The sequence below is a fragment of the Acinetobacter sp. ANC 4636 genome (genome assembly GCF_054454555.1).
Genome location: NZ_JBTKVD010000004.1, coordinates 151,442 through 170,177 on the forward strand (window position 1 = coordinate 151,442; position 18,736 = coordinate 170,177).

Consider the following 18,736-nt stretch of genomic DNA (forward strand, 5'->3'; position numbering starts at 1 on the left):
TCACTTACCATTACGCGCGTTTGAAGTCAGCGTGCATAGGTGTGTTTTTTGCTGGGTGACGTTGAAGCGCTTGGATTTTAACGCTTTCAGTTTTGTCACCAATTTTGATTTCTACAACTTCAGCAAAGAAATCGTTGTTTTCTAGAGCTTTAACAAGTTCACGAAGTTGTAAAGTTACAGATACAGGTTCTGCGTCACCACCGTAGATGATAGCAGGAACTAGTGCTTCACGACGAAGGCGGCGGCTCGAACCTTTCCCTTGTTTGTCTTCAGCACGTGCTTGAGCATTTAATACGAAATTAGCCATGAGATATCCTCATTAAGTTACGAAACAGCCAGATTTGCGACCAATCTGGCTAATAGAAAGCCCCGCATTATAGCAGGGCTTTAGGAAAATTGTGCAGCTATATTATAAATAGCTGTCAAACATCGCGCTGATCGATTCTTCGTTGTTAATACGACGAATGGTTTCAGCAACCATGCTTGCAACAGAAACCTGACGAATTTTACCTAAATCAATCGCTTCTTGTGATAAAGGAATGGTGTCAGTGACAACCAATTCATCAATCACAGAGTTGCGTAGATTTTCGAGCGCTTTACCTGAAAGTACAGGGTGAGTTGCATAAGCAACAACACGGCGTGCACCAAATTGTTTAAGCGCATCGGCTGCTTTACATAAAGTACCAGCGGTATCGACCATATCATCTACGATGACGCAGTCACGATTTTTGACATCACCGATCAAGTGCATCACTTGAGATTCATTCGCTTTTTGACGACGTTTATCAATGATTGCTAAATCGATATCGCCCATCTGTTTTGCAACGGCACGTGCACGAACAACACCGCCAACATCTGGTGATACTACCATCAGGTTGTCATGTTGTTGTTGACGTAAGTCCGCAAGCAAAGCAGGTGTACCGTAAATGTTGTCGACAGGAATATCGAAGAAACCTTGAATTTGGTCAGCATGCAAATCGATCATCACAACACGGTCAATACCAACGGTAGTGAGCATGTCAGCAACGACTTTAGCTGTAATCGGCACACGTGCAGAACGTGGACGACGATCTTGGCGAGCATAGCCAAAGTAAGGGATAACAGCAGTAATACGTCCAGCGCTAGCACGGCGAAGTGCATCAGCCATGACCAAGATTTCCATCAGGTTATCATTGGTTGGGGCGCAAGTAGGCTGAACTATGAAAACGTCCTTACCACGTACATTTTCAGTAATTTCTACAGCAATTTCACCATCAGAAAAGCGGTTAATTGAAGCAGAGCCTAAAGGAATGTGTAAATGGCTTACGACTTTTTGAGCGAATTGTGGATGAGCATTTCCACTAAAAACGACAAGATTGGGCATGAAGCACCCTTGGCGGTTGATGTGTTGTTTAGAAGAATCTGGCAGGGGCGGCTGGATTCGAACCAACGGATGGCGAGATCAAAACCCGCTGCCTTACCACTTGGCGACGCCCCTAATATGTGGCAGAACTTTAAAGTTTTTACTCTGTTTTGTCAAGGAAAAATGACAAGAGCTTTCGCTTTAATTTCTGTCTTTTCAAACAATGGCAGGGGCGGCTGGATTCGAACCAACGGATGGCGAGATCAAAACCCGCTGCCTTACCACTTGGCGACGCCCCTAAATTCGATAATTGCAATGGCAGGGGCGGCTGGATTCGAACCAACGGATGGCGAGATCAAAACCCGCTGCCTTACCACTTGGCGACGCCCCTAATATGCAAAAATCTTCAGATGATGGCAGGGGCGGCTGGATTCGAACCAACGGATGGCGAGATCAAAACCCGCTGCCTTACCACTTGGCGACGCCCCTATAGTACTACTGTATGTCACACAAAGGAGATTTATCCAAGCTTTGTACCAAGTAAGCTTTACATGGTGCATTGCGAACAATCTGCTCTGTTTGCATATCAGGAGTTACTTCAACAAAAACACAGGCACCTGTTCCTGTAAGCTTTGCAATGCCGAACTGATCGAGATATTGCATTGCCTCATCAACTTCTGGATATAAGCTTCTTGCGATTGGCTCAAAGTTATTTCCGAAATCCGATGGCTTTCCCTGATAGGCGCAAAATTTAGAGGTCTTGGAATCTCTTGTCAACGTTTTTTGTGAAAAAAGTAGTTGAGTGCTGATAAAACAATCAGGTTTAAGCACAATGAACTGTTTTTTAGGCAAATTGATGAATGTAATTTGTTCACCGATGCCTTCTGCCCATGCATTGCGACCATACACAAAGACAGGTACATCTGCACCTAAGCTTTGTCCAATTTCTGCCAGTTGCTGGATATTTAAGCTGCATTGCCAAAGCTGATTGAGTACCAAAAGCGTGGTTGCTGCATTGGATGAACCACCACCTAGACCTGCACCCATAGGAATATGTTTGTCTAAATGGATATTTAATCCACAAAAGCGCTGGGCAAAAGGCTTGAGTTTTTCAGCAGCCTTGAAAATTAGATTGTCTGTTTGTTCGACACTGGATAACCCATCAAGGCAAATGTTTTGATTACCATTAGGTTCAAACTCGAGCCAGTCATATAAATCGATGAGTTGAAAAATGGTTTGCAATTCATGGTAACCATCAGCTCGTCGACCAGTGATATGTAAAAAAAGATTAAGTTTTGCTGGGGAAGGAACGCGAATCATAAATTGGAATCTAGTTAGCGGTCTTGAATGATCATTGTAATACGATTTTCCTGACCATCATCAAGCTGTTGTTTTAAAATTAATTTGTTAGGCAGGGTTGCAGCGTTGTTGTAACTGAGATGGACGATCCAGCCATCTTCAATAAATTGTGTTGGGCGTTGTTGCTGGTCTTTTTCGATTTGAACTGAAGCTGTTGCGGGCTGCGCTAAAATCCAGTGAACCAAATCGGTAATAGGAGCTTGCCAGCCTGTCGCTTTTTCTAAAAGCTCTTCTGGTGTTGCTGCGTGAATCAAGCCTGTTTTTGCACTATTGAGGGTCACTTGTCCTGGTATCCCTTGAATATGGGTTTTGCCCATACCCAGTGCGCCACTTAGCTCAATGTTAAAATTGTCCTGTTGTTGTTCCCATGTAAAAAAAGCACTGCCAGATTGTTTTGGTGTACGCACTCCAATTTTACCTTGCAGAGAAAAATTGGTTTCTTGAGTCGGTGCTGTTGTATTGGTTGTAGGCAACTGATTGGTCATTGCTTGGGGCTTTCTGTACTGCTGACAGCCTGTCAAAATTAAACTACTGCTAGTCAGTAATCCTAAACCAATTTTAGTGAACAGATGCATGGTGAACTAAACTCATTTTTTGCTGTTGTGATAATAACAAGGAATTTAATTGAATTACTTGTGGATTGTTCGGATGTTTTTGTTTGAGTTCTTGTAGTAAATCTGCAAATTTCTGCATGTTGCCTCGTAAATACAATGCCTTGGCTAGGCGAACGCCTGTACCTACATTTTCATTGAGCAGGTAGGCTTTTTCTAAGGTTGGGATCGCAGTGGCAAGATCATTTTGTAAAAAGGTGATTAAGCCATAAGTGTCGAGAATAGAGGCTTGATCGGGAGCGTACTCCAAAGCATGTTCGACATATTTGCGTGCATCGCCCAAGCGACGGTTTTGTAATGCCAGTGTATAAGCATAGGCATTCAGATATGTAGGGCTATTGGGTTCAATACTCAGTAACTTATTTAAATCTTGTTCTAAACGGTCTTTATCCTGATAAGGATCAAGCAGTAAGACTTGTGCGTAAATCAAATCAGGGTCATCGGGCAGATTGTGAATTGCTTCATCGAGCAGTTCAATCGCTGCCAGTTTATGATTCAGTTTCTTTAGGATTTCTGCTTGCAGTTGGTATAAAAAACTGGCGTGTTGCGGATAATTGACTCGTTCTTGTGTCAAAAAGCGTAATGCATCGCTGAGTTTATTTTCTTTATCATAAATGGTGACGAGGCTTCGGCGTGATACCGTGTATAGGCTACCATCGACTAGGCGATAATAGGCTTTTGCCGTTTCATAATGTTGTTTACGCTCAGCATTAATCGCGAGGTAATAATAGGCATCATTTTGATATTGTGAAGAATTTTTAAGTTGTAATAAGAAACCTTCAGCTTGATCATAACGTTTTAAGTCAATGCTGGTTAAGCCTGCAATAAAAATAGGTTCATCGGCAGAAGGCCATTTACGAATAACACTTTCAAGTTTTTTTAAGCCAAGTTCAGATTGACCAATCTTGATTAGATATTTTGCTTCAGCAAGACGTACTTCTAGGTTGTAAGAATGCTGACGACTCGATTTTGCATACCATTTTATGGTGGCATCCTGATTACCCGATGCATCCAAGATATTGGCTTTAAGTAAAATAAAACTGGTGACATTTGGGTGTTTGCGCAAAGCGCGCTGTATATCTTTTAGCGCTTGTTCTAATTGGTTGTCTTGGGCTTCTAAGCTTGCAATCATCACCAAAATGGATGGATTACTTCGGGCTTTACTACTGCGCAAGGTTTTGAGCAGTGTGGTTCGATCTTCTTGTGAGTCCGGTGCAATCCCCGCGACAATTTCAGCCAGATCGGCATCGGGGTCGATGTTTAAAATTTTATCAAGTGTTTGTGCAGTTAACTCATATTTATGTGTTTTTAGTGCAATGTGTGCTAAATAGAATAGAGCAGGTACATCTGTTGGGTCTTGATTGACCCAATGTGTTGCAATATCGAGTGCAGATGGCAGGTCATTTTCATCAAGCGTGATGTCGAGCGCACGTTGTTTGACTGCTGTGGAACTGTTATGAATTGCCAGAACTGTATAGTTGTGTAATGCTGTGGCAGTTTGTTGATATTGCAAAGCAAATTCTGCAATCATGGTTTGTTGTAACGGAAGTGGATTATAGTGTGCCACTGTATTTTGCGCGTAAGTGTAATTATAGGCACATAAGGTGATGCTTCCTAGCAATAAGATTGTGCTAGAATAGCGTCGTATCAACATACATGATTGTTGGCGAATTGTTTGCTGCAAAATTTCTTTATCCAAATATTTATGCTTATTATGACACCGATGATGCACAATAACACATGCATAATTTTAGTGAAATGATGATCTGACATGGCGTTTATTGCTTTAGGTGTCAACCATCAAACAGCCTCAGTTGAGTTGCGTGAACGTGTTGCGTTCAATGCAGAACGACTGCGTACTTTATTGGCTGAACAAAGTCATCAAAGTCAATTCAATGACTTAGTGGTGGTGTCAACCTGTAACCGTACCGAAGTCTATGCGATGACTGATGAAGCAGATATGCTATTAAATTGGCTCGCTCAAGCCAATGGTATTGATGTTAACCAATTGTTTAATCATGTATATCGCTATGAGGATATTCAGGCAGTTTCTCACCTGATGCGGGTTGCGAGCGGTCTGGATTCACTGATGCTCGGTGAGCCCCAAATTTTGGGGCAGGTGAAATCGGCATTGTCGCTGGCCAAAGAGTCGGGCACGGTGTCGGGAAATTTAAACCGTGTCTTCGAATATGCGTTTTATGCAGCTAAACGTGTGCGCTCAGAAACAGCCGTTGGTAGTCATGCAGTGTCTATGGGGTATGCCGTAGCTCAGTTAGCACAACAAGTTTTTAGCCACCCTGAAAAACTGGTGGTGCTCATGGTTGCGGCAGGGGAAATGAACAGCCTTGTAGCAAAGCATATGGCAGATCTCGGTGTAGCAAAAATCCTGATTTGTAACCGAGGGCGTGAACGTGCAGAAAAGCTCGCCAATGAAATCACACCATTCGTAGAAGTTGAAATTATTCCATTTGAAGAACTGTCACAACATTTGCATCGTGCCGATGTGATTTCAAGTTGTACAGGCAGTTTGCATCAAGTCATTGCTTATCAGGATGTCAAAGCAGCCTTAAAGAAGCGCCGTTATCAGCAAATGTTGATGGTGGATTTGGCCGTTCCGCGCGATATAGACCCAAAAATTGAAAGTTTGGATGGTGTGTATCTATACGGTGTTGATGATTTACAAAGCGTGATTGATGAAAATCTGGCTCAGCGCCGTCAAGCGGCAGTTGAAGCTGAAGTTATGGTCAATCAGCTGGCAACTCAGTTACTTACTCAAGAAAAAGTCAAGCAAGCAGGGCATTCAATTTGTGCTTATCGTGAAGCTGGACAGCAGATGCAACAAGAAGAAGTTGAGCATGCCTTACAATGCTTAAAAGAAGGTGAAGCACCTGAAAGAGTGATTCAGGAACTTGCACATCGTTTAACACATAAACTACTTCACCCGACCTCTATGTTGTTGCGTGAAGCTGCTCAAACTGAAGATCCTGAATATTTGGAATGGATTCAAGATCATTTACACCGTGTGTTGCAGCATCGTCGAAAACCCAAAAGTTAGTTTTTGTGTTCTACATTGTTAGTATGTAATATTTTAGATTTTGTGACTACAAAGTCATTTGTTTGAAACTCTTCAGATATTAAAAAAATAATGATTATTCTTCAAAAGATTAATGCCTACTTGGTTGTCAAGTCATGTGTTTTTTAAGTGATACCGAGAAATTTTAACGTTGTTCTATTGCTCTTTAGACGCATTATACTGTCTCCGCTGTAAAATCTCCGAAAAGGATATTGGTTGATTTTCACTGCTCGCATTTCATTTTTAGCGGTAGGAGATTGACATGAAATATCGTATGAATTCTGCATCGTCACACATTTGTTTATCACAAGTATGTTTACATCCATGGCAGTTTGGTAAGCGTCAAATCGCACAGTATTGCCCTGATTTAAAAAGTATCTCGATTGGTGTTTTTGATGGTGAATTTGAAAATGCCCAGACACGCCAGCAACAAGTACAGCAGCTTGGCGTGCATAAGTGTTTTCAATCTGCTTATCGGCATTTATTTTTTAATTAATTGTTGTGATGCAAAGCAGGTGAGATAAATTTCATCTGCTATTTTGATTAGTGTAATAATCTTAAACTGATTTTCTTGGTCAGTTCATTGAGCTGCATTCGTAAATTTTGCGATTCCTGTAGTGATGCAGGGCGTTTCATACGCTGTCTAAGCAACTTTTCTTGTAAAGCTAAAGCATTTTCTTTTGCAAAATTAAAAGCCTGTTCTGGCGAATTTAAAATATCTAAAACATTGGTGCGCTGTAATAATTCGGCAATTTCATTTCGATACGCATAGCAAGCACCTAGAACATAATAAATGGCTCGCTCCTGATCTTCAGGCAGTTTATCAAAGACTTGATCGAGAATCGCTAGAATTTCGGCTAACAGATCATCTTGCTGAATATAGGCGCGTAATTGCTCAAAGTGTGTATATAAAAACGGATTACTCATCAGCAAGGCAACTGCAAAGTCTTCATCTCGCGTGCGGATATTGAAAGAGAGTGAGGCGTCATGGCTGATTTTTGGGGTAAAGCGTTTACCTAGCCCCAGTTTTTCCCGAAAAGCCTGATTGAGCAAATAACGATAAGAGCCTTGTGGTGGCAAGAGTTGCGTCATATTTTTCAGTTCGCCCATCACCTGACTTTTCCCTTCGGGTGTACTGACATCATGCTGTTGGGTTAGTAGAGCAAATAAAAAATCAGACAGCAAAGGTGCTTGTTGCCAGAGTTGCTGGAATTTCTCTACACCTTCTTGGCGAATTAAAGAGTCTGGATCGTGGTCATTGGGTAAAATAAAGAATTTCAGTTCGCGACCATCATTGAGAAGGGGGAGGGCAATTTCTAAGGTGCGCTGTGCAGCTTTTTGCCCTGCACTATCGCCGTCAAAAGCGATGGTAATCCGATGATTGCGTTTGAATAAAATGTTGAGATGTTCGGTGTTACTGGCGGTTCCAAGTGTCGCGACGGCACCATGTATGCCTGCCTGATGTAAGGCAATAACATCCATATAGCCTTCGACCAATAGCCAGTCTTGGGCTTTAAATTTGGTACCTTCATACAACCCATATAGCAACTGGTTTTTATGAAAGACTTCAGAATCGGGTGAGTTGATATATTTGGGTTTGATTTCGTCGTTCAGGGTACGACCGCCAAAACCAACCACACGTCCTTTTGGGTCACGAATCGGGAAAATCACCCGATCTCGCAATAAGTCAAAGTCTCGTCCGCTGTCACTGGTACGAATCAAGCCAAGTTGTTTTAAACCATCAATATCTTGAGGGAATGCTTGTTCCAAGTGCTGCCAGTCTTCGGGTGCATAACCCAAACGCCAGTCTTGAATGGTTGTGGGGCTTAAACCACGTTGCTTGAAATAACGCTGAGCAGAAGTGCTTTTGGGGAGTTGCTGCTGATAAAACTGAGCAATATTTTCCAGTAAATCATACAAATTCCCTTCTTGGGTAATCTCGGCAAACTGCTGGTCTGCAAATAAAAACGGATCATCCTGCGGGAATGGGTAGGGTTCAAAGTCCTGAATATGGTCGGGTGTAGGTGTCGGAGCAACAGGTGGAGTACTGATGCTTGGTGCTGGTGTTGGCGTAATTGTTTTTTTATAGGTAAGTTTCTTACTGTCCTGATTGTCTTTGGGAAGTTCGATCCCTGTCTGACTGGCTAAGTCTTTCATGACATCGATAAAGCTGCGGTTGTCGATGTCCATTAAGAATTTAATGGCATTCCCATTGGCTTGGCAACCAAAGCAGTGATAGTACTGTTTGTCCCGATAAACATGAAAAGACGGGCTTTTTTCCTGATGAAACGGGCAACAGCCCGAGTATGTGCGTCCAGTCTTTTTAAGTTTGACACGCTGACTGATCAGATCGACAAGATCTGTACGGTCAAGAATTTGGTCAATGGTCTGTTGTGGAATCGCCATAATCAGGGATGTAACAATACGATGCGGGTTAACCAGTGTAACAAATTTTCAAGGTACACAAAATATAAAAGGCAAGCTCATGAGCTTGCCTTTAGGAACGCTAGACCGAAATTAGTTGCTTTCAGGTTTGTCGAGCATGCCGAAGCTTAAGCGGTTTGTCCAGCTGCGTTTTGGTTTTTCATTTGAATTGTCAACAGGCGCTGCAACAGGTTCAGAAGCGATCACTGGTGAAGGTGTAGCGGTAGTCGGAGTTGTAGCTTCTGTTTCAGGTTTGTCGAGCATGCCAAAGCTTAGACGATTGGTCCAGCTACGTTTTTCTTCCGTAGTATTATCAGAGCTAGCTTTCTGCTCGCGCACGTTGTTTTCTGAGCTACGGCCAAAAATACCTAAAGTCGCCTTGTTCCACCAGCTGCCTTCTTTACGCGCCGCTGCAATGTTCACACTACCATTGGCTTTGACTAAATTTGGATAATTTAGTTTTAGGACATTGGTATATTGCTGAGCGCTTTGCTGATCACCTAGCTGGTTATAGCTATAGGCAATCGTTGCTAATGCTTCTGGAATTTGTGGCGTGTTTGGATAATGTTCAACGACCCACTGGCTACGTTCAATCGCAGCAACCCATGCTTTACGTTCAACGTTGAAGCGAGCAGCGGTCATTTCGTGTTCTGCCAGTTCTTGACCAATATATTTCATACGCTGTGCAGCATCGACAGAATATTGGCTCGATGGGAAACGACGAATCAAATCAACAAAGTTTTGATATGCTAATTTTAAATAGTTGATATCACGATGTGACTGCTTAAGCGAAGTGTAACGCACAAGACCATCATAATTTTGTTCCATGTTGGCAACGCCACGTGCATAGTAAGCATAAGCAACATTTGGATGGTCTGGGTTTAAACGAATAAAGCGATCAGCGGCAGTGACAACCCCAGGATAGTCTTTTTGTTGGAATTTGACATAAATTAAATCCAACTGCGCTTTTTGAGCATGTGTGCCTGTTGGAAAGTAAGTATCAATCGCTTGGAGGTTTTTTGCCGCTTCATTATATTGACCTTTATTGAGCGCTTGTTCAGCCGAATCAAAATAGGCTTGTTCGCTGTTTTGTGGTCCAAGATCGACAACTTCTTTTTTTGATGGATTGCTGCTACAGCCCACAAATGTACCAGCAATGCCTAAACAAAGCACAAGCATAGTAACTTTATAACGTGGTAGCGACATAAAAATTCCTCAGTTAATACGGCCAATGAGCTACAATGGCATTATTAAACCATTATTGTCTTAATGAGCCAAATGACTTCAACACAATCTTCTCATTCTAATTCCACTGAAACAGATTTCAATTTACTTGAAGATGCTGAGGATGCAGATAATCATACTTCGAGCGTAACTGCAACACATTTATCGTTGCAATTTCAGGTGGATGAACAATATCTTGGGCTGCGGATTGATCAGGTTGCAGCAACCGTTTGGGCTGATTTTTCACGAGAAAAACTCAAACAATGGATGAAAGATGGGCATCTGTTGGTTGACGGTAACAAAATTAAACCGAAATATCGCTGTGAAGGGCATGAATTGCTCACGCTTGATGTTGAGCTTGAGGTGCAAACTCACAACCAGCCTGAAAATATCCCTTTAGATATTGTTTATGAAGATGACGATATTCTTGTCATTAATAAACCCGTTGGTATGGTGGTGCATCCTGGTGCGGGCAATGGCTCGGGAACACTGGTCAATGCGTTACTGTATCACTATCCAAAATCGGCAGAGTTGTCGCGTGCCGGACTGGTACATCGGATCGATAAAGACACCAGTGGTTTGCTGGTGGTTGCGAAAAATCTGGAAGCACAGTTTTCATTGACCAAGCAACTCGGTGATAAGTCTGTCTATCGTGTCTATGACCTTGTGGTATATGGCAACATTATTGCAGGCGGCACGATTGATGAACCGATTAAACGTCACCCTGTTGACCGTGTAAAAATGACCGTGCTTCCTGGTGGGCGCGATGCTGTGACGCATTACAATGTCAAAGAACGCTTCCAGAATTTTACCCGTGTACAGGCACAACTTGAAACAGGTCGTACGCATCAGATTCGGGTGCATTTTACCTATATTGGCTATAGCTTGGTGGGCGATACTGTATATATGAGTCGTGTTCGTGTGCCTGCGGGTGCTTCAGAGCGTTTAGCTAGCACTTTGCGTGGCTTCCGCCGTCAAGCCTTGCATGCAGCAAAACTCGGTTTAGTGCATCCACGTACGCAAGAAGAAATGCTTTTTGAAGCACCGTGGCCAGAAGACTTTAAAAATCTGGTACAAGTATTACGCGAAGAAAATGCAGCCTACTAATCAGGTCGTATCTGCTACACCGCAATCGGAGAATTCAGTCATGCAATTTGTTCAAGGTTTACCCCAAGGTGTTTATGTTGGGCAAACCCATGTTCAGCATCCAGAAAGCCTTTCCAGTGAACGTGCTGAACTGTCAGGGTTTAATCTGGCCTTGCATGTGCAGGATAATCCGCAACGTGTACAGCAGCATCGTATGACATTATTGCAAGAGTTTGCTCAGTATGGTGTCAACAAACTGACGTGGATGACGCAAACGCATAGCACGATTTGCCATACGGTCAATCAGCAAGTCTACTTTGAGCCATTGGTGGGTGATGGTTTGGTCACCCAGCAAAAAGGGCATGCGATCTTGATGATGACTGCAGACTGTTTGCCTGTGGTTTTAGGCAATGCAGATGGCTCTGAAGTTGCCAATCTGCATGCAGGCTGGCGTGGTCTGGCAGGCGGAATTATTGAAAATACTATTGCCACGATGCAAACCCGACCCACATGGGCTTGGCTTGGTGCGTGTATTAGTCAGCCGTGCTTTGAGATTGGCGCAGAAGTCAAACAGGCATTTTGTGAAAAATACCCGTTAGAGTTCGCCTTTAAAGCAGGTGAGCAGGCAGGGAAATACTATGCCGACCTGTATGCGATTGCGCGTTATATTTTAGAGCAGCATGGCGTGGCTTTAGTGTCGGGTGGAGATCAGTGTACCTACACCCAGACCGAGGATTATTTCTCTTATCGCCGTAATGCGAAAACAGGTCGCATGGCGACATTCGTGTTTATGCAAGAATAATTCATGCTAAACTGCTCGGGATTTTTTGCTATTGATTCTCAATAATGACGACGTTGCCTAAATCCCTTGCTATTGTTTACCACAGCCCGTATGGGCATACCGCAAAAGTTGCCCAATACATTGCCAAAGGCGCAGCGCAAATTGGCGTGACTGTCCATGTCATGTCGATTGAGCATGTGGATTGGGACAAGCTAGATCAGGCACACGGCATTATTCTAGGCTGCCCAACCTATATGGGTAGCGTTACTGGTCAGTTCAAAATGTTTATGGACTCGACCTCGAAGCGCTGGATCAATCGTTTGTGGCAAGGCAAACTTGCCGCGGGCTTTACCAATTCGGGTGGTTTAAGCGGTGACAAACTTTCTGTGTTGCAGCAAATTAACTTGTTTGCCATGCAGCATGGCATGCTCTGGACAGGTTTGCCTTTGTTGTCGACAGGGCAAAAAGACACCGATTTAAACCGTTTGGCCAGTCACTTGGGACTCATGACCCAATCGAACAATGCGCCTGTTGAAATTACTCCGCCACAAGGTGATTTGGATACAGCTATCTGGTTTGGTGAATATATCGCGCTGATGTTGAATCGCCTGAATCATTCAGCCTAAGTTCACTTTTGCCGCATTTCAAAGCTAAAAATCATCGCAACAGTGACGCTGACCTGAGCATGAACCCAGTCAGCGCCTGTTGAACCTTAAGAATTTGACTGTTCTCGCCATTTCTCCTTTGCTATTTATTTCACAGAGAGAAATAGTGGATATATGGAAGAAGCCGATTCAATCTCCAATCATAATTTACGTTTATCCAGTTGGCGTGCCAGTTGATCGCCAGTGGCTTGAATCAGCATCACCAGAATCACCAACACCACAATCACCGCAAACATAATCTGCAAATCAAAACGCTGATAACCATAACGATAAGCCACATCGCCCAAACCGCCTGCGCCAATCGCTCCTGCAATTGCCGATGAGTTAATCATGGTGACAATGGTCACGGTAAACCCCGCTACAATGCCAGGTAAAGCTTCAGGCAACAGCACATGCCAGATAATCTGCTTGCGGTTACAGCCCATGGCTTGAGCAGCTTCAATCAGACCATGATCGACTTCTCTTAAACTTACTTCGGCAATCCGCGCGAAAAATGGCGTGGCTGCCAGTGATAAAGGTACAATCGCAGCCCAAACGCCGTAGCTCGTCCCGACAACCCAACGGGTAATTGGAATCAGTGCAACCATTAAAATCAGAAAAGGCACAGAACGGGTAATGTTGATGACCCAGCCAATCGGTTGATTGATCTTCGCGGAAGGAAAAATGCCCTGAGCTGAAGTGCTGACCAAGATGACCGCAAGTGGTAAACCGATCAGCAAGGCAATCAGTGCCGATAAGCCGACCATGACCAAAGTATCCAGTGTTCCTGTCAGAAGCAGGTCAAATAACTGATCTTGCATAACCAAGCTCCTTGATTTGTAAATGCTGAATATGTTGCCAATCTTTTAAATCAGGTGTTGGGTGGTCTGAATCAACTGCAATCACCAAACGCGCCACGATATAGTGCTGGATCTGATCAATATGGCTTTGTAGAACCTGCACAGGTGACTGAAACTGTTGCAGCAGTTGGTTAAAGTCAAATGCCTGATCAGCACGGTGCGCATAGTCGATTTGCAGAATTTTTTGTGTATGTTCGGCACTGGCATCAGGGCTAAGCGCAATCGCAAAGTCCTGTTGTTCCAAATTCAGCAGTTCTTGGGTAATCTGCTGTTGAGGGTTGGAAAATACCGACCAGACTGCACCAGACTCGACAATTTCACCATGATCAATCACCACCACTTCATCGCAAATGTCACGGATCACTTGCATTTCATGGGTGATCAGCACAATTGTAATACCCAGTTCCTGATTGATTTTTTTCAGCAAAGCCAAAATGGTGGCAGTGCTTTCTGGATCGAGTGCCGAGGTGGCTTCGTCACAGAGCAAGATTTCAGGTTGATGCACTAAGGCTCGGGCAATCCCGACACGTTGTTTTTGTCCACCTGAAAGCTGGGCAGGGTAATGCTCAGTTTTTTCACTCAGCCCGACCAACTCCAGCACATGATTGACGCGTGAAGATATTTCCGCTTTTGCAACCCCCGAAATTTTCAGGGGCAATGCCACATTTTCCCAGACGGTTTTGGCAGACATTAAATTGAAATGCTGAAAAATCATGCCGATTTTCTGACGCAGTTGAATCAGTTCGGCATGTTTGAGCTGGGTTAAATCCTGTTGATGAATCAGGATTTGACCACTCGATGGCTGTTCCAGACCATTCAGACTGCGTATCAGAGAGGATTTTCCTGCACCGCTTTTGCCGATAATGCCAAAAATATGCCCTTGTGGAATATCCAGTTGAATGTCTTTTAAGGCATGAACCTGTTGGCTTTGCCCTGCATAGTATTTATTCAGGTTACGAATTTTGATATGCGGTGTACTAAATTCGAGCGATGTCCCAAAACTGACCATGTTACTTATCTCCTATTGCCAACCTTTAAACCAGAGACCTTGACCAAAATCTTTATCTAAAATTTGTTGAACTTTTGTGGACTGTTGAAATGTTTTAACAAAGGTGGCAAGTTTTTGATTTTTATCTTGATAATCGCCACGTGTTACAAAAAGAATGGCATATTTTTTATCAATTGCATCTAAGAAAAGAGCATCTTTAGGGTCTGCTGTTTTTGCCATTTTTAAATAATGTGGATAGCCAAAAATTAAATCAGCATCATCAATTGCACGTGCAGTTTGAGGGCCTTCAACTTCAACAAATTGAAATTGTTTAGGGTTGGAAACAATATCTTGTCGGGTAGAAAGCTCATTTTGAGCATCTTTTAACTGAATGAGTTTCGCTTTATCTAATAAAATTAATGCACGAGCCAAATTTACTGGGTCACTTGGAATGACAATTCGTGCATGTTCAGGTAACTCGCTGAGCGAATGGTATTTCTTTGAATAAAGTCCAACATGGCTACCAGTTCCAACAGCGAAAGCATGTAAATTAAAATGAGTTTGGCGGATCGCATTTTTTAGATAAACACGTTGCTGAAAAAAGTTGGCATCAATATCACCATTTTGCACTGCAATATTGGGTACCTGCCAATCAGAAAATTCGACCAGTTTGACATGGATACCTTGTTTTTCAACATCATCTGCAACGCTTTGCAGTAGATCTTTATAGGGTGGACTAATGCCGATGGTGAGCACATAGTCCTGATTTTTTTGTTGAATATAACGATAGCCTGCTAAGCCAAAAATAGCCAAAACAACGACAAAACTTATAATTAAAGGGCGAGATTTTAATATTCCTGACATTGTTACCACCCCGCATACCACAGCCCAGAGCCAATTTCTGCATTGAGAGAGGCTTTGACTTGTGGTGAATGCTGATAAATATCGACAAATTTTTGTAAGCGACCGCCTTCATCTTTATAGTCTTTACGCACTACAAAAAGAATCGCATAGCGTTTATCTTCTTGGTTATTCAGCAGCAAGGCTTTTTTCGGATCGATGGTTTTGGCAAGGTTTAAATAATGCGGATAGCTGAATGCCAAATCGACATCATCGACTGCACGGGCAGTTTGTGGGCCTTCCATTTCAACGAATTGTAAGTCTTTTGGATTCGCCACAATGTCTTTTAAATTCGATAAATAATTCTTCGGATCTTTTAAGGTAATCAGCTTTGCTTGCTGTAATAACAGTAAGGCGCGACCTTCGTTGACTGGGTCATTCGGTACAGCAACGCGGGCTTTATTTGGGAGGGCATCCAGACTGCTGTATTTTTTCGAATACAGCCCAACGCGTGATGCAGCCCCCGCAGCAAAAGGCTGAAGCTCGTATTTACCTTCTTTAATCGCATTATTTAAAAACGGTTGATGCTGGAAAAAGTTGGCATCAATATCGCCATGATTGAGGGTAATGTTCGGCGTGTTCCAGTCAGAAAACTCCACCAGTTTGACATTTAACCCTTGTTTCTTGGCTTCATTGGCTGCGACTTGTAAGGTATTGGCAAAAGCAGGGGTAATCCCGATCACCAGTTCCTTGCTTTGTGCCTGACGGTGCTGATTCCATGCAAATAAACCTGCGATGACGGCAACCACCACCACGCCGATACTGGCGATTTTCTTACCTGATAATGTCTGTGTTTGTCCCATGAAAAATATCTCAAAATTGTGTGTTTAGCCGTCGAGTGCGGCAGCATTTGAAAATGTCTGTGTTTGCGTTTTGCCCTGACGTGCAGGATGCTGAGTAGGCAGTTGATTGCCTTGTGCAAAAATCTTGTGACGGAGCGTGCCATCGGCATAAGCAGTTTTGTAACGTCCGCGCTGCTGCCACTCAGGAATCACATACTGAATAAAATCTTCATGTGATTCAGGGGTGATGGTGCGGGTCAGGTTAAAGCCATCAATGTCGGTTTGATCGAGCAGTTCAATCAGTTGCTCGGCAACTTCGGCGCCACTGCCCACAAATAGCGGATAGCGCCCACCCAAAACATGCTGTTGTTTTAAATCCTGCGGGGTAATGCGTTGTTCTTTAAATTTCTGATTGACCGAAGCAATACTGTTGGTGTCCTGATAGGGAATGGCTTCATCATCGGCAAATTGGGCAAGGTCGATGCCAACCGAACTGGAATAATGCGCCAAACCTGCTTCAGGGCTAGCATAGCGTTGATATTCGATGAATTTTTCCTGAGCTTCGGCTGATGTCTTTGCGGTGACTACGGTAATACCGACAAAGACTTTAATCGAATGTGGATCACGTCCTTGTTCACTTGCCAGTTGGCGCAGACGCTGTACTTGCTGACGGATTTTTTCAGGGCGATCGCCACCAATAAACACACATTCGGCATGGCGCGTGGCAAACTGCATGCCACGTGGTGATGCACCTGCCTGAAACAATACTGGTGTGCGCTGCGGAGATGGGGCAACCTGAAACACGCCTTCACTCTGGAAGAAGCGCCCGTGATGCTGAATCGGGTGAACCTTGCGTGGGTCAGTAAAGATGCGTTGCTGTTTGTCTTTCAGGACAGCATCATCTTCCCAAGAGTCTTGCCAGAACTTGTAAGATAACTCTAAAAATTCTTCGGCTTGTTCGTAACGTAAATCGTGATCTTTCAGCCCTGATTGACCAATCAGGCGTTCGGCACTGTCGAGGTAGCCTGTGACGATATTCCAGCCGATCCGCCCGCGAGTCAGGTGGTCTAAACTGGCAAAACGCCGTGCAAGTTGATAAGGATGCTCATAACTTAAATTCACCGTTAAGCCAAAACCCAAATGCTCTGTGACACTTGCCATCGCAGAAATCAGGGTTGCAGGGTCATTGCTTGGCAGTTGTACTGATTCGCGTAAGGTCACATCGAGGTTGTTTTGATAAACATCGTAAACCCCTGTAATGTCGGCAATAAACACACCATCAAACAGACCTTTTTCAAGGGTTTTGGCTAAATCTGTCCAGTAGTTCAGCTCGTCAAAACGGTAGGATTGATCACGTGGATGTGTCCATAAACCGTGATTGATATGCCCAACACTGTTCATGTCAAAGGCATTCAGTAAAATCTGCTTGGACATTACAGTGTTCCTCGACGCGGTGGCAAGATGTGGTTCAACACATAATTACCAATAAAATAATATTTCCAGCGAGCAGCATCGTGCAGGGTATGTACCCGTGTATTGCGCCAGTACAGGTCAAGACCATCATCACGCTGACTGCCGCGGCTACCTGCCAGTTCAATCAGTTTGGATGAAGCCAGCAGGGCAATGTCTGTGCTATGCGCACGTACCTTGGCCACCTGAATCGAAGCATGGGCAATGTTATCGACTGTCGGTTTCGGTTTGGCTGCATCTACGGCAAAAGCGGCTTGTTTCAGTAACAGTTCACTGGCTTTGACATCGACTGCGACTTGACCCAGTTCATATAAGGTCAGCGGGTCTTGGCTAGCATAGTCGACTCCCGCATCAATCCAAGGACGTGCCTGTTTGACGCGTTGCAGAGTTTCTTCAAAAGCTGCACGGGCAATCCCGACTTCAATAGATGCATGAATCAGTTGGGCAAAAGGCCCGACCAAGGTCGGTTGTGTAAAGGCTTGATCGAAGGGAATCACATCGTCTTCTGCGACAAAAACCTGATTAAATTTGACTGTGCCGCTGCCTGTAGTGCGTTGTCCAAAACCTGACCAGTCATCTAGCAGTTCTAAACCATCACTATGTCGTGGTACAAAGGCCAAAAACTCACGCTCTTGTGCATCTTTTACTAAAGTGGGAATACGATGGGCAAACAAACTGCCTGTGCAGTAAAACTTTTCACCCTGAATCAGATAACCACCTTCAATCGCCTGAATCTGGCTATGTTTCTGTGCGGAATTTCTGGTTTTAAACTCAGCAAGTGCATTGCCAAAACGAGCACCTTGTAATACTTCACGGTAAAGTTGCTGTTTTTGTGGTTCTGTGCCTGTATTGCGTAGCACTTCAAGGGCATAAAAATGGTTTTGTGGAATTTGCCCGATTGAGCCATCTACACCACTAAATAACGCCACAATTTGAGCCACAGTCCAGCTTGAGACTTCTGCACCGCCGTATTGTTTTGGCACCGTGATTGCCCATAACCCAGACTGGCTAAATTTTTGAATTTCTTCAAAAGGCAAGCGGCGCTCTTGATCACGCTCAACGGCCAGTTGCTTGAACTCCTGACTGAGTTGCTGTGCGATCGCCAGTGCTTCGGCATCGGAGCTAATAATGTGGGCGGTGTGGTGTAGTTGAGGCTGCACTGCCCAAAAATCTTGATAGGAAGTCATGGTTT

At 43.8% G+C, this 18,736-nt stretch carries 18 protein-coding genes and 4 tRNA genes; 5 read left to right on the top strand and 17 right to left on the bottom strand.

Features of this window, described 5'->3' with window-relative positions:
* Positions 1-10 precede the first annotated feature (10 nt).
* The 9 genes from rplY to ACX1N5_RS06095 form a co-directional block, all read right to left on the bottom strand.
* The gene (rplY, locus tag ACX1N5_RS06055; protein WP_458800870.1) at positions 11-307 is read right to left on the bottom strand and encodes a 50S ribosomal protein L25; all 297 of its coding nucleotides are present in this window, start codon (positions 305-307) and stop codon (positions 11-13) included.
* A 102-nt stretch (positions 308-409) separates the two neighbouring features.
* The gene (locus ACX1N5_RS06060) at positions 410-1,363 is read right to left on the bottom strand and encodes a ribose-phosphate pyrophosphokinase (protein ID WP_004751091.1); all 954 of its coding nucleotides are present in this window, start codon (positions 1,361-1,363) and stop codon (positions 410-412) included.
* Between the two features lie 39 nt (positions 1,364-1,402).
* Positions 1,403-1,477, bottom strand: a tRNA-Gln gene (locus ACX1N5_RS06065).
* Positions 1,478-1,566: 89 nt separating this feature from the next.
* Positions 1,567-1,641 (bottom strand) — tRNA-Gln (locus ACX1N5_RS06070).
* Between the two features lie 17 nt (positions 1,642-1,658).
* Positions 1,659-1,733: transfer RNA gene (locus ACX1N5_RS06075), tRNA-Gln, on the bottom strand.
* A gap of 23 nt (positions 1,734-1,756) precedes the next feature.
* A tRNA-Gln gene (locus ACX1N5_RS06080) sits at positions 1,757-1,831 on the bottom strand.
* A gap of 6 nt (positions 1,832-1,837) precedes the next feature.
* Positions 1,838-2,662: a 4-(cytidine 5'-diphospho)-2-C-methyl-D-erythritol kinase gene (ispE, locus tag ACX1N5_RS06085; protein WP_458800873.1), complete on the bottom strand. Its 825-nt coding sequence runs from the start codon at positions 2,660-2,662 to the stop codon at positions 1,838-1,840.
* Positions 2,663-2,676: 14 nt separating this feature from the next.
* A complete protein-coding gene (lolB, locus tag ACX1N5_RS06090) occupies positions 2,677-3,276 on the bottom strand; it encodes a lipoprotein insertase outer membrane protein LolB (RefSeq protein ID WP_458800875.1) in 600 nt (199 codons plus the stop codon).
* A complete protein-coding gene (locus tag ACX1N5_RS06095) occupies positions 3,260-4,966 on the bottom strand; it encodes a tetratricopeptide repeat protein (protein ID WP_458801018.1) in 1,707 nt (568 codons plus the stop codon). Before ACX1N5_RS06095 ends, lolB begins: the two co-directional genes overlap by 17 nt.
* A 117-nt stretch (positions 4,967-5,083) precedes the next feature.
* Here ACX1N5_RS06095 and hemA point away from each other — a divergent pair, with 117 nt between their 5' ends.
* On the top strand, positions 5,084-6,367 hold the full coding sequence (gene hemA / locus ACX1N5_RS06100) for a glutamyl-tRNA reductase (protein ID WP_131380272.1): 1,284 nt from the start codon (positions 5,084-5,086) through the stop codon (positions 6,365-6,367).
* 280 nt (positions 6,368-6,647) lie between these two features.
* Positions 6,648-6,881 carry a hypothetical protein gene (locus tag ACX1N5_RS06105; RefSeq protein WP_458800877.1) on the top strand — a complete coding sequence of 78 codons (234 nt, stop codon included), beginning with the start codon at positions 6,648-6,650 and terminating at the stop codon, positions 6,879-6,881.
* A gap of 47 nt (positions 6,882-6,928) precedes the next feature.
* Here the strand turns inward: ACX1N5_RS06105 and ACX1N5_RS06110 are convergent, their stop codons facing one another.
* Positions 6,929-8,791, bottom strand: coding sequence for a DNA primase (locus ACX1N5_RS06110; RefSeq protein WP_131380268.1), 1,863 nt, complete (start codon positions 8,789-8,791; stop codon positions 6,929-6,931).
* 111 nt (positions 8,792-8,902) lie between these two features.
* On the bottom strand, positions 8,903-10,015 hold the full coding sequence (locus tag ACX1N5_RS06115; RefSeq protein ID WP_458800879.1) for an outer membrane protein assembly factor BamD: 1,113 nt from the start codon (positions 10,013-10,015) through the stop codon (positions 8,903-8,905).
* 72 nt (positions 10,016-10,087) lie between these two features.
* Here ACX1N5_RS06115 and rluD point away from each other — a divergent pair, with 72 nt between their 5' ends.
* From rluD to ACX1N5_RS06130, 3 genes are read left to right on the top strand one after another with little or no spacing between them, the layout of a single operon-like run.
* Positions 10,088-11,140 carry a 23S rRNA pseudouridine(1911/1915/1917) synthase RluD gene (rluD, locus tag ACX1N5_RS06120; RefSeq protein ID WP_034426150.1) on the top strand — a complete coding sequence of 351 codons (1,053 nt, stop codon included), beginning with the start codon at positions 10,088-10,090 and terminating at the stop codon, positions 11,138-11,140.
* A gap of 40 nt (positions 11,141-11,180) precedes the next feature.
* Positions 11,181-11,921 (top strand): peptidoglycan editing factor PgeF, encoded by a 741-nt coding sequence (pgeF, locus tag ACX1N5_RS06125; protein WP_131380264.1) that lies wholly within the window; start codon positions 11,181-11,183, stop codon positions 11,919-11,921.
* Positions 11,922-11,965: 44 nt separating this feature from the next.
* A complete protein-coding gene (locus ACX1N5_RS06130) occupies positions 11,966-12,526 on the top strand; it encodes a flavodoxin family protein (protein ID WP_004751113.1) in 561 nt (186 codons plus the stop codon).
* A gap of 179 nt (positions 12,527-12,705) precedes the next feature.
* On the opposite strand, the gene ACX1N5_RS06135 is transcribed toward ACX1N5_RS06130, so the two are convergent.
* From ACX1N5_RS06135 to ACX1N5_RS06160, 6 genes are read right to left on the bottom strand one after another with little or no spacing between them, the layout of a single operon-like run.
* The gene (locus tag ACX1N5_RS06135; protein ID WP_458800882.1) at positions 12,706-13,365 is read right to left on the bottom strand and encodes a methionine ABC transporter permease; all 660 of its coding nucleotides are present in this window, start codon (positions 13,363-13,365) and stop codon (positions 12,706-12,708) included.
* Positions 13,346-14,413 carry a methionine ABC transporter ATP-binding protein gene (locus tag ACX1N5_RS06140; RefSeq protein ID WP_458800883.1) on the bottom strand — a complete coding sequence of 356 codons (1,068 nt, stop codon included), beginning with the start codon at positions 14,411-14,413 and terminating at the stop codon, positions 13,346-13,348. Before ACX1N5_RS06140 ends, ACX1N5_RS06135 begins: the two co-directional genes overlap by 20 nt.
* A 12-nt stretch (positions 14,414-14,425) precedes the next feature.
* Complete coding sequence (locus ACX1N5_RS06145) at positions 14,426-15,256, bottom strand: MetQ/NlpA family ABC transporter substrate-binding protein (protein WP_458800885.1); 831 nt, start codon at positions 15,254-15,256, stop codon at positions 14,426-14,428.
* Between the two features lie 2 nt (positions 15,257-15,258).
* Entirely contained in the window at positions 15,259-16,095 is an 837-nt protein-coding gene (locus tag ACX1N5_RS06150) for a MetQ/NlpA family ABC transporter substrate-binding protein (RefSeq protein ID WP_131380256.1), read from the bottom strand.
* A 24-nt stretch (positions 16,096-16,119) separates the two neighbouring features.
* Positions 16,120-17,508, bottom strand: a complete 1,389-nt coding sequence (locus ACX1N5_RS06155) for an LLM class flavin-dependent oxidoreductase (RefSeq protein ID WP_458800888.1) — start codon at positions 17,506-17,508, stop codon at positions 16,120-16,122.
* The gene (locus ACX1N5_RS06160; RefSeq protein WP_458800890.1) at positions 17,508-18,731 is read right to left on the bottom strand and encodes an SfnB family sulfur acquisition oxidoreductase; all 1,224 of its coding nucleotides are present in this window, start codon (positions 18,729-18,731) and stop codon (positions 17,508-17,510) included. The genes ACX1N5_RS06155 and ACX1N5_RS06160 overlap by 1 nt, the downstream gene beginning before the upstream one ends.
* Positions 18,732-18,736 lie beyond the last annotated feature (5 nt).

What these genes read in the sequence shown, in the direction of transcription:
- rplY (WP_458800870.1), bottom strand. Translation starts at nt 307, where the DNA reads ATGGCTAATTTCGTATTAAATGCTCAAGCACGTGCTGAAGACAAACAA.
- ACX1N5_RS06060 (WP_004751091.1), bottom strand. Translation starts at nt 1,363, where the DNA reads ATGCCCAATCTTGTCGTTTTTAGTGGAAATGCTCATCCACAATTCGCT.
- ispE (WP_458800873.1), bottom strand. Translation starts at nt 2,662, where the DNA reads ATGATTCGCGTTCCTTCCCCAGCAAAACTTAATCTTTTTTTACATATC.
- lolB (WP_458800875.1), bottom strand. Translation starts at nt 3,276, where the DNA reads ATGCATCTGTTCACTAAAATTGGTTTAGGATTACTGACTAGCAGTAGT.
- ACX1N5_RS06095 (WP_458801018.1), bottom strand. Translation starts at nt 4,966, where the DNA reads ATGTTGATACGACGCTATTCTAGCACAATCTTATTGCTAGGAAGCATC.
- hemA (WP_131380272.1), top strand. Translation starts at nt 5,084, where the DNA reads ATGGCGTTTATTGCTTTAGGTGTCAACCATCAAACAGCCTCAGTTGAG.
- ACX1N5_RS06105 (WP_458800877.1), top strand. Translation starts at nt 6,648, where the DNA reads ATGAAATATCGTATGAATTCTGCATCGTCACACATTTGTTTATCACAA.
- ACX1N5_RS06110 (WP_131380268.1), bottom strand. Translation starts at nt 8,791, where the DNA reads ATGGCGATTCCACAACAGACCATTGACCAAATTCTTGACCGTACAGAT.
- ACX1N5_RS06115 (WP_458800879.1), bottom strand. Translation starts at nt 10,015, where the DNA reads ATGTCGCTACCACGTTATAAAGTTACTATGCTTGTGCTTTGTTTAGGC.
- rluD (WP_034426150.1), top strand. Translation starts at nt 10,088, where the DNA reads ATGACTTCAACACAATCTTCTCATTCTAATTCCACTGAAACAGATTTC.
- pgeF (WP_131380264.1), top strand. Translation starts at nt 11,181, where the DNA reads ATGCAATTTGTTCAAGGTTTACCCCAAGGTGTTTATGTTGGGCAAACC.
- ACX1N5_RS06130 (WP_004751113.1), top strand. Translation starts at nt 11,966, where the DNA reads ATGACGACGTTGCCTAAATCCCTTGCTATTGTTTACCACAGCCCGTAT.
- ACX1N5_RS06135 (WP_458800882.1), bottom strand. Translation starts at nt 13,365, where the DNA reads ATGCAAGATCAGTTATTTGACCTGCTTCTGACAGGAACACTGGATACT.
- ACX1N5_RS06140 (WP_458800883.1), bottom strand. Translation starts at nt 14,413, where the DNA reads ATGGTCAGTTTTGGGACATCGCTCGAATTTAGTACACCGCATATCAAA.
- ACX1N5_RS06145 (WP_458800885.1), bottom strand. Translation starts at nt 15,256, where the DNA reads ATGTCAGGAATATTAAAATCTCGCCCTTTAATTATAAGTTTTGTCGTT.
- ACX1N5_RS06150 (WP_131380256.1), bottom strand. Translation starts at nt 16,095, where the DNA reads ATGGGACAAACACAGACATTATCAGGTAAGAAAATCGCCAGTATCGGC.
- ACX1N5_RS06155 (WP_458800888.1), bottom strand. Translation starts at nt 17,508, where the DNA reads ATGTCCAAGCAGATTTTACTGAATGCCTTTGACATGAACAGTGTTGGG.
- ACX1N5_RS06160 (WP_458800890.1), bottom strand. Translation starts at nt 18,731, where the DNA reads ATGACTTCCTATCAAGATTTTTGGGCAGTGCAGCCTCAACTACACCAC.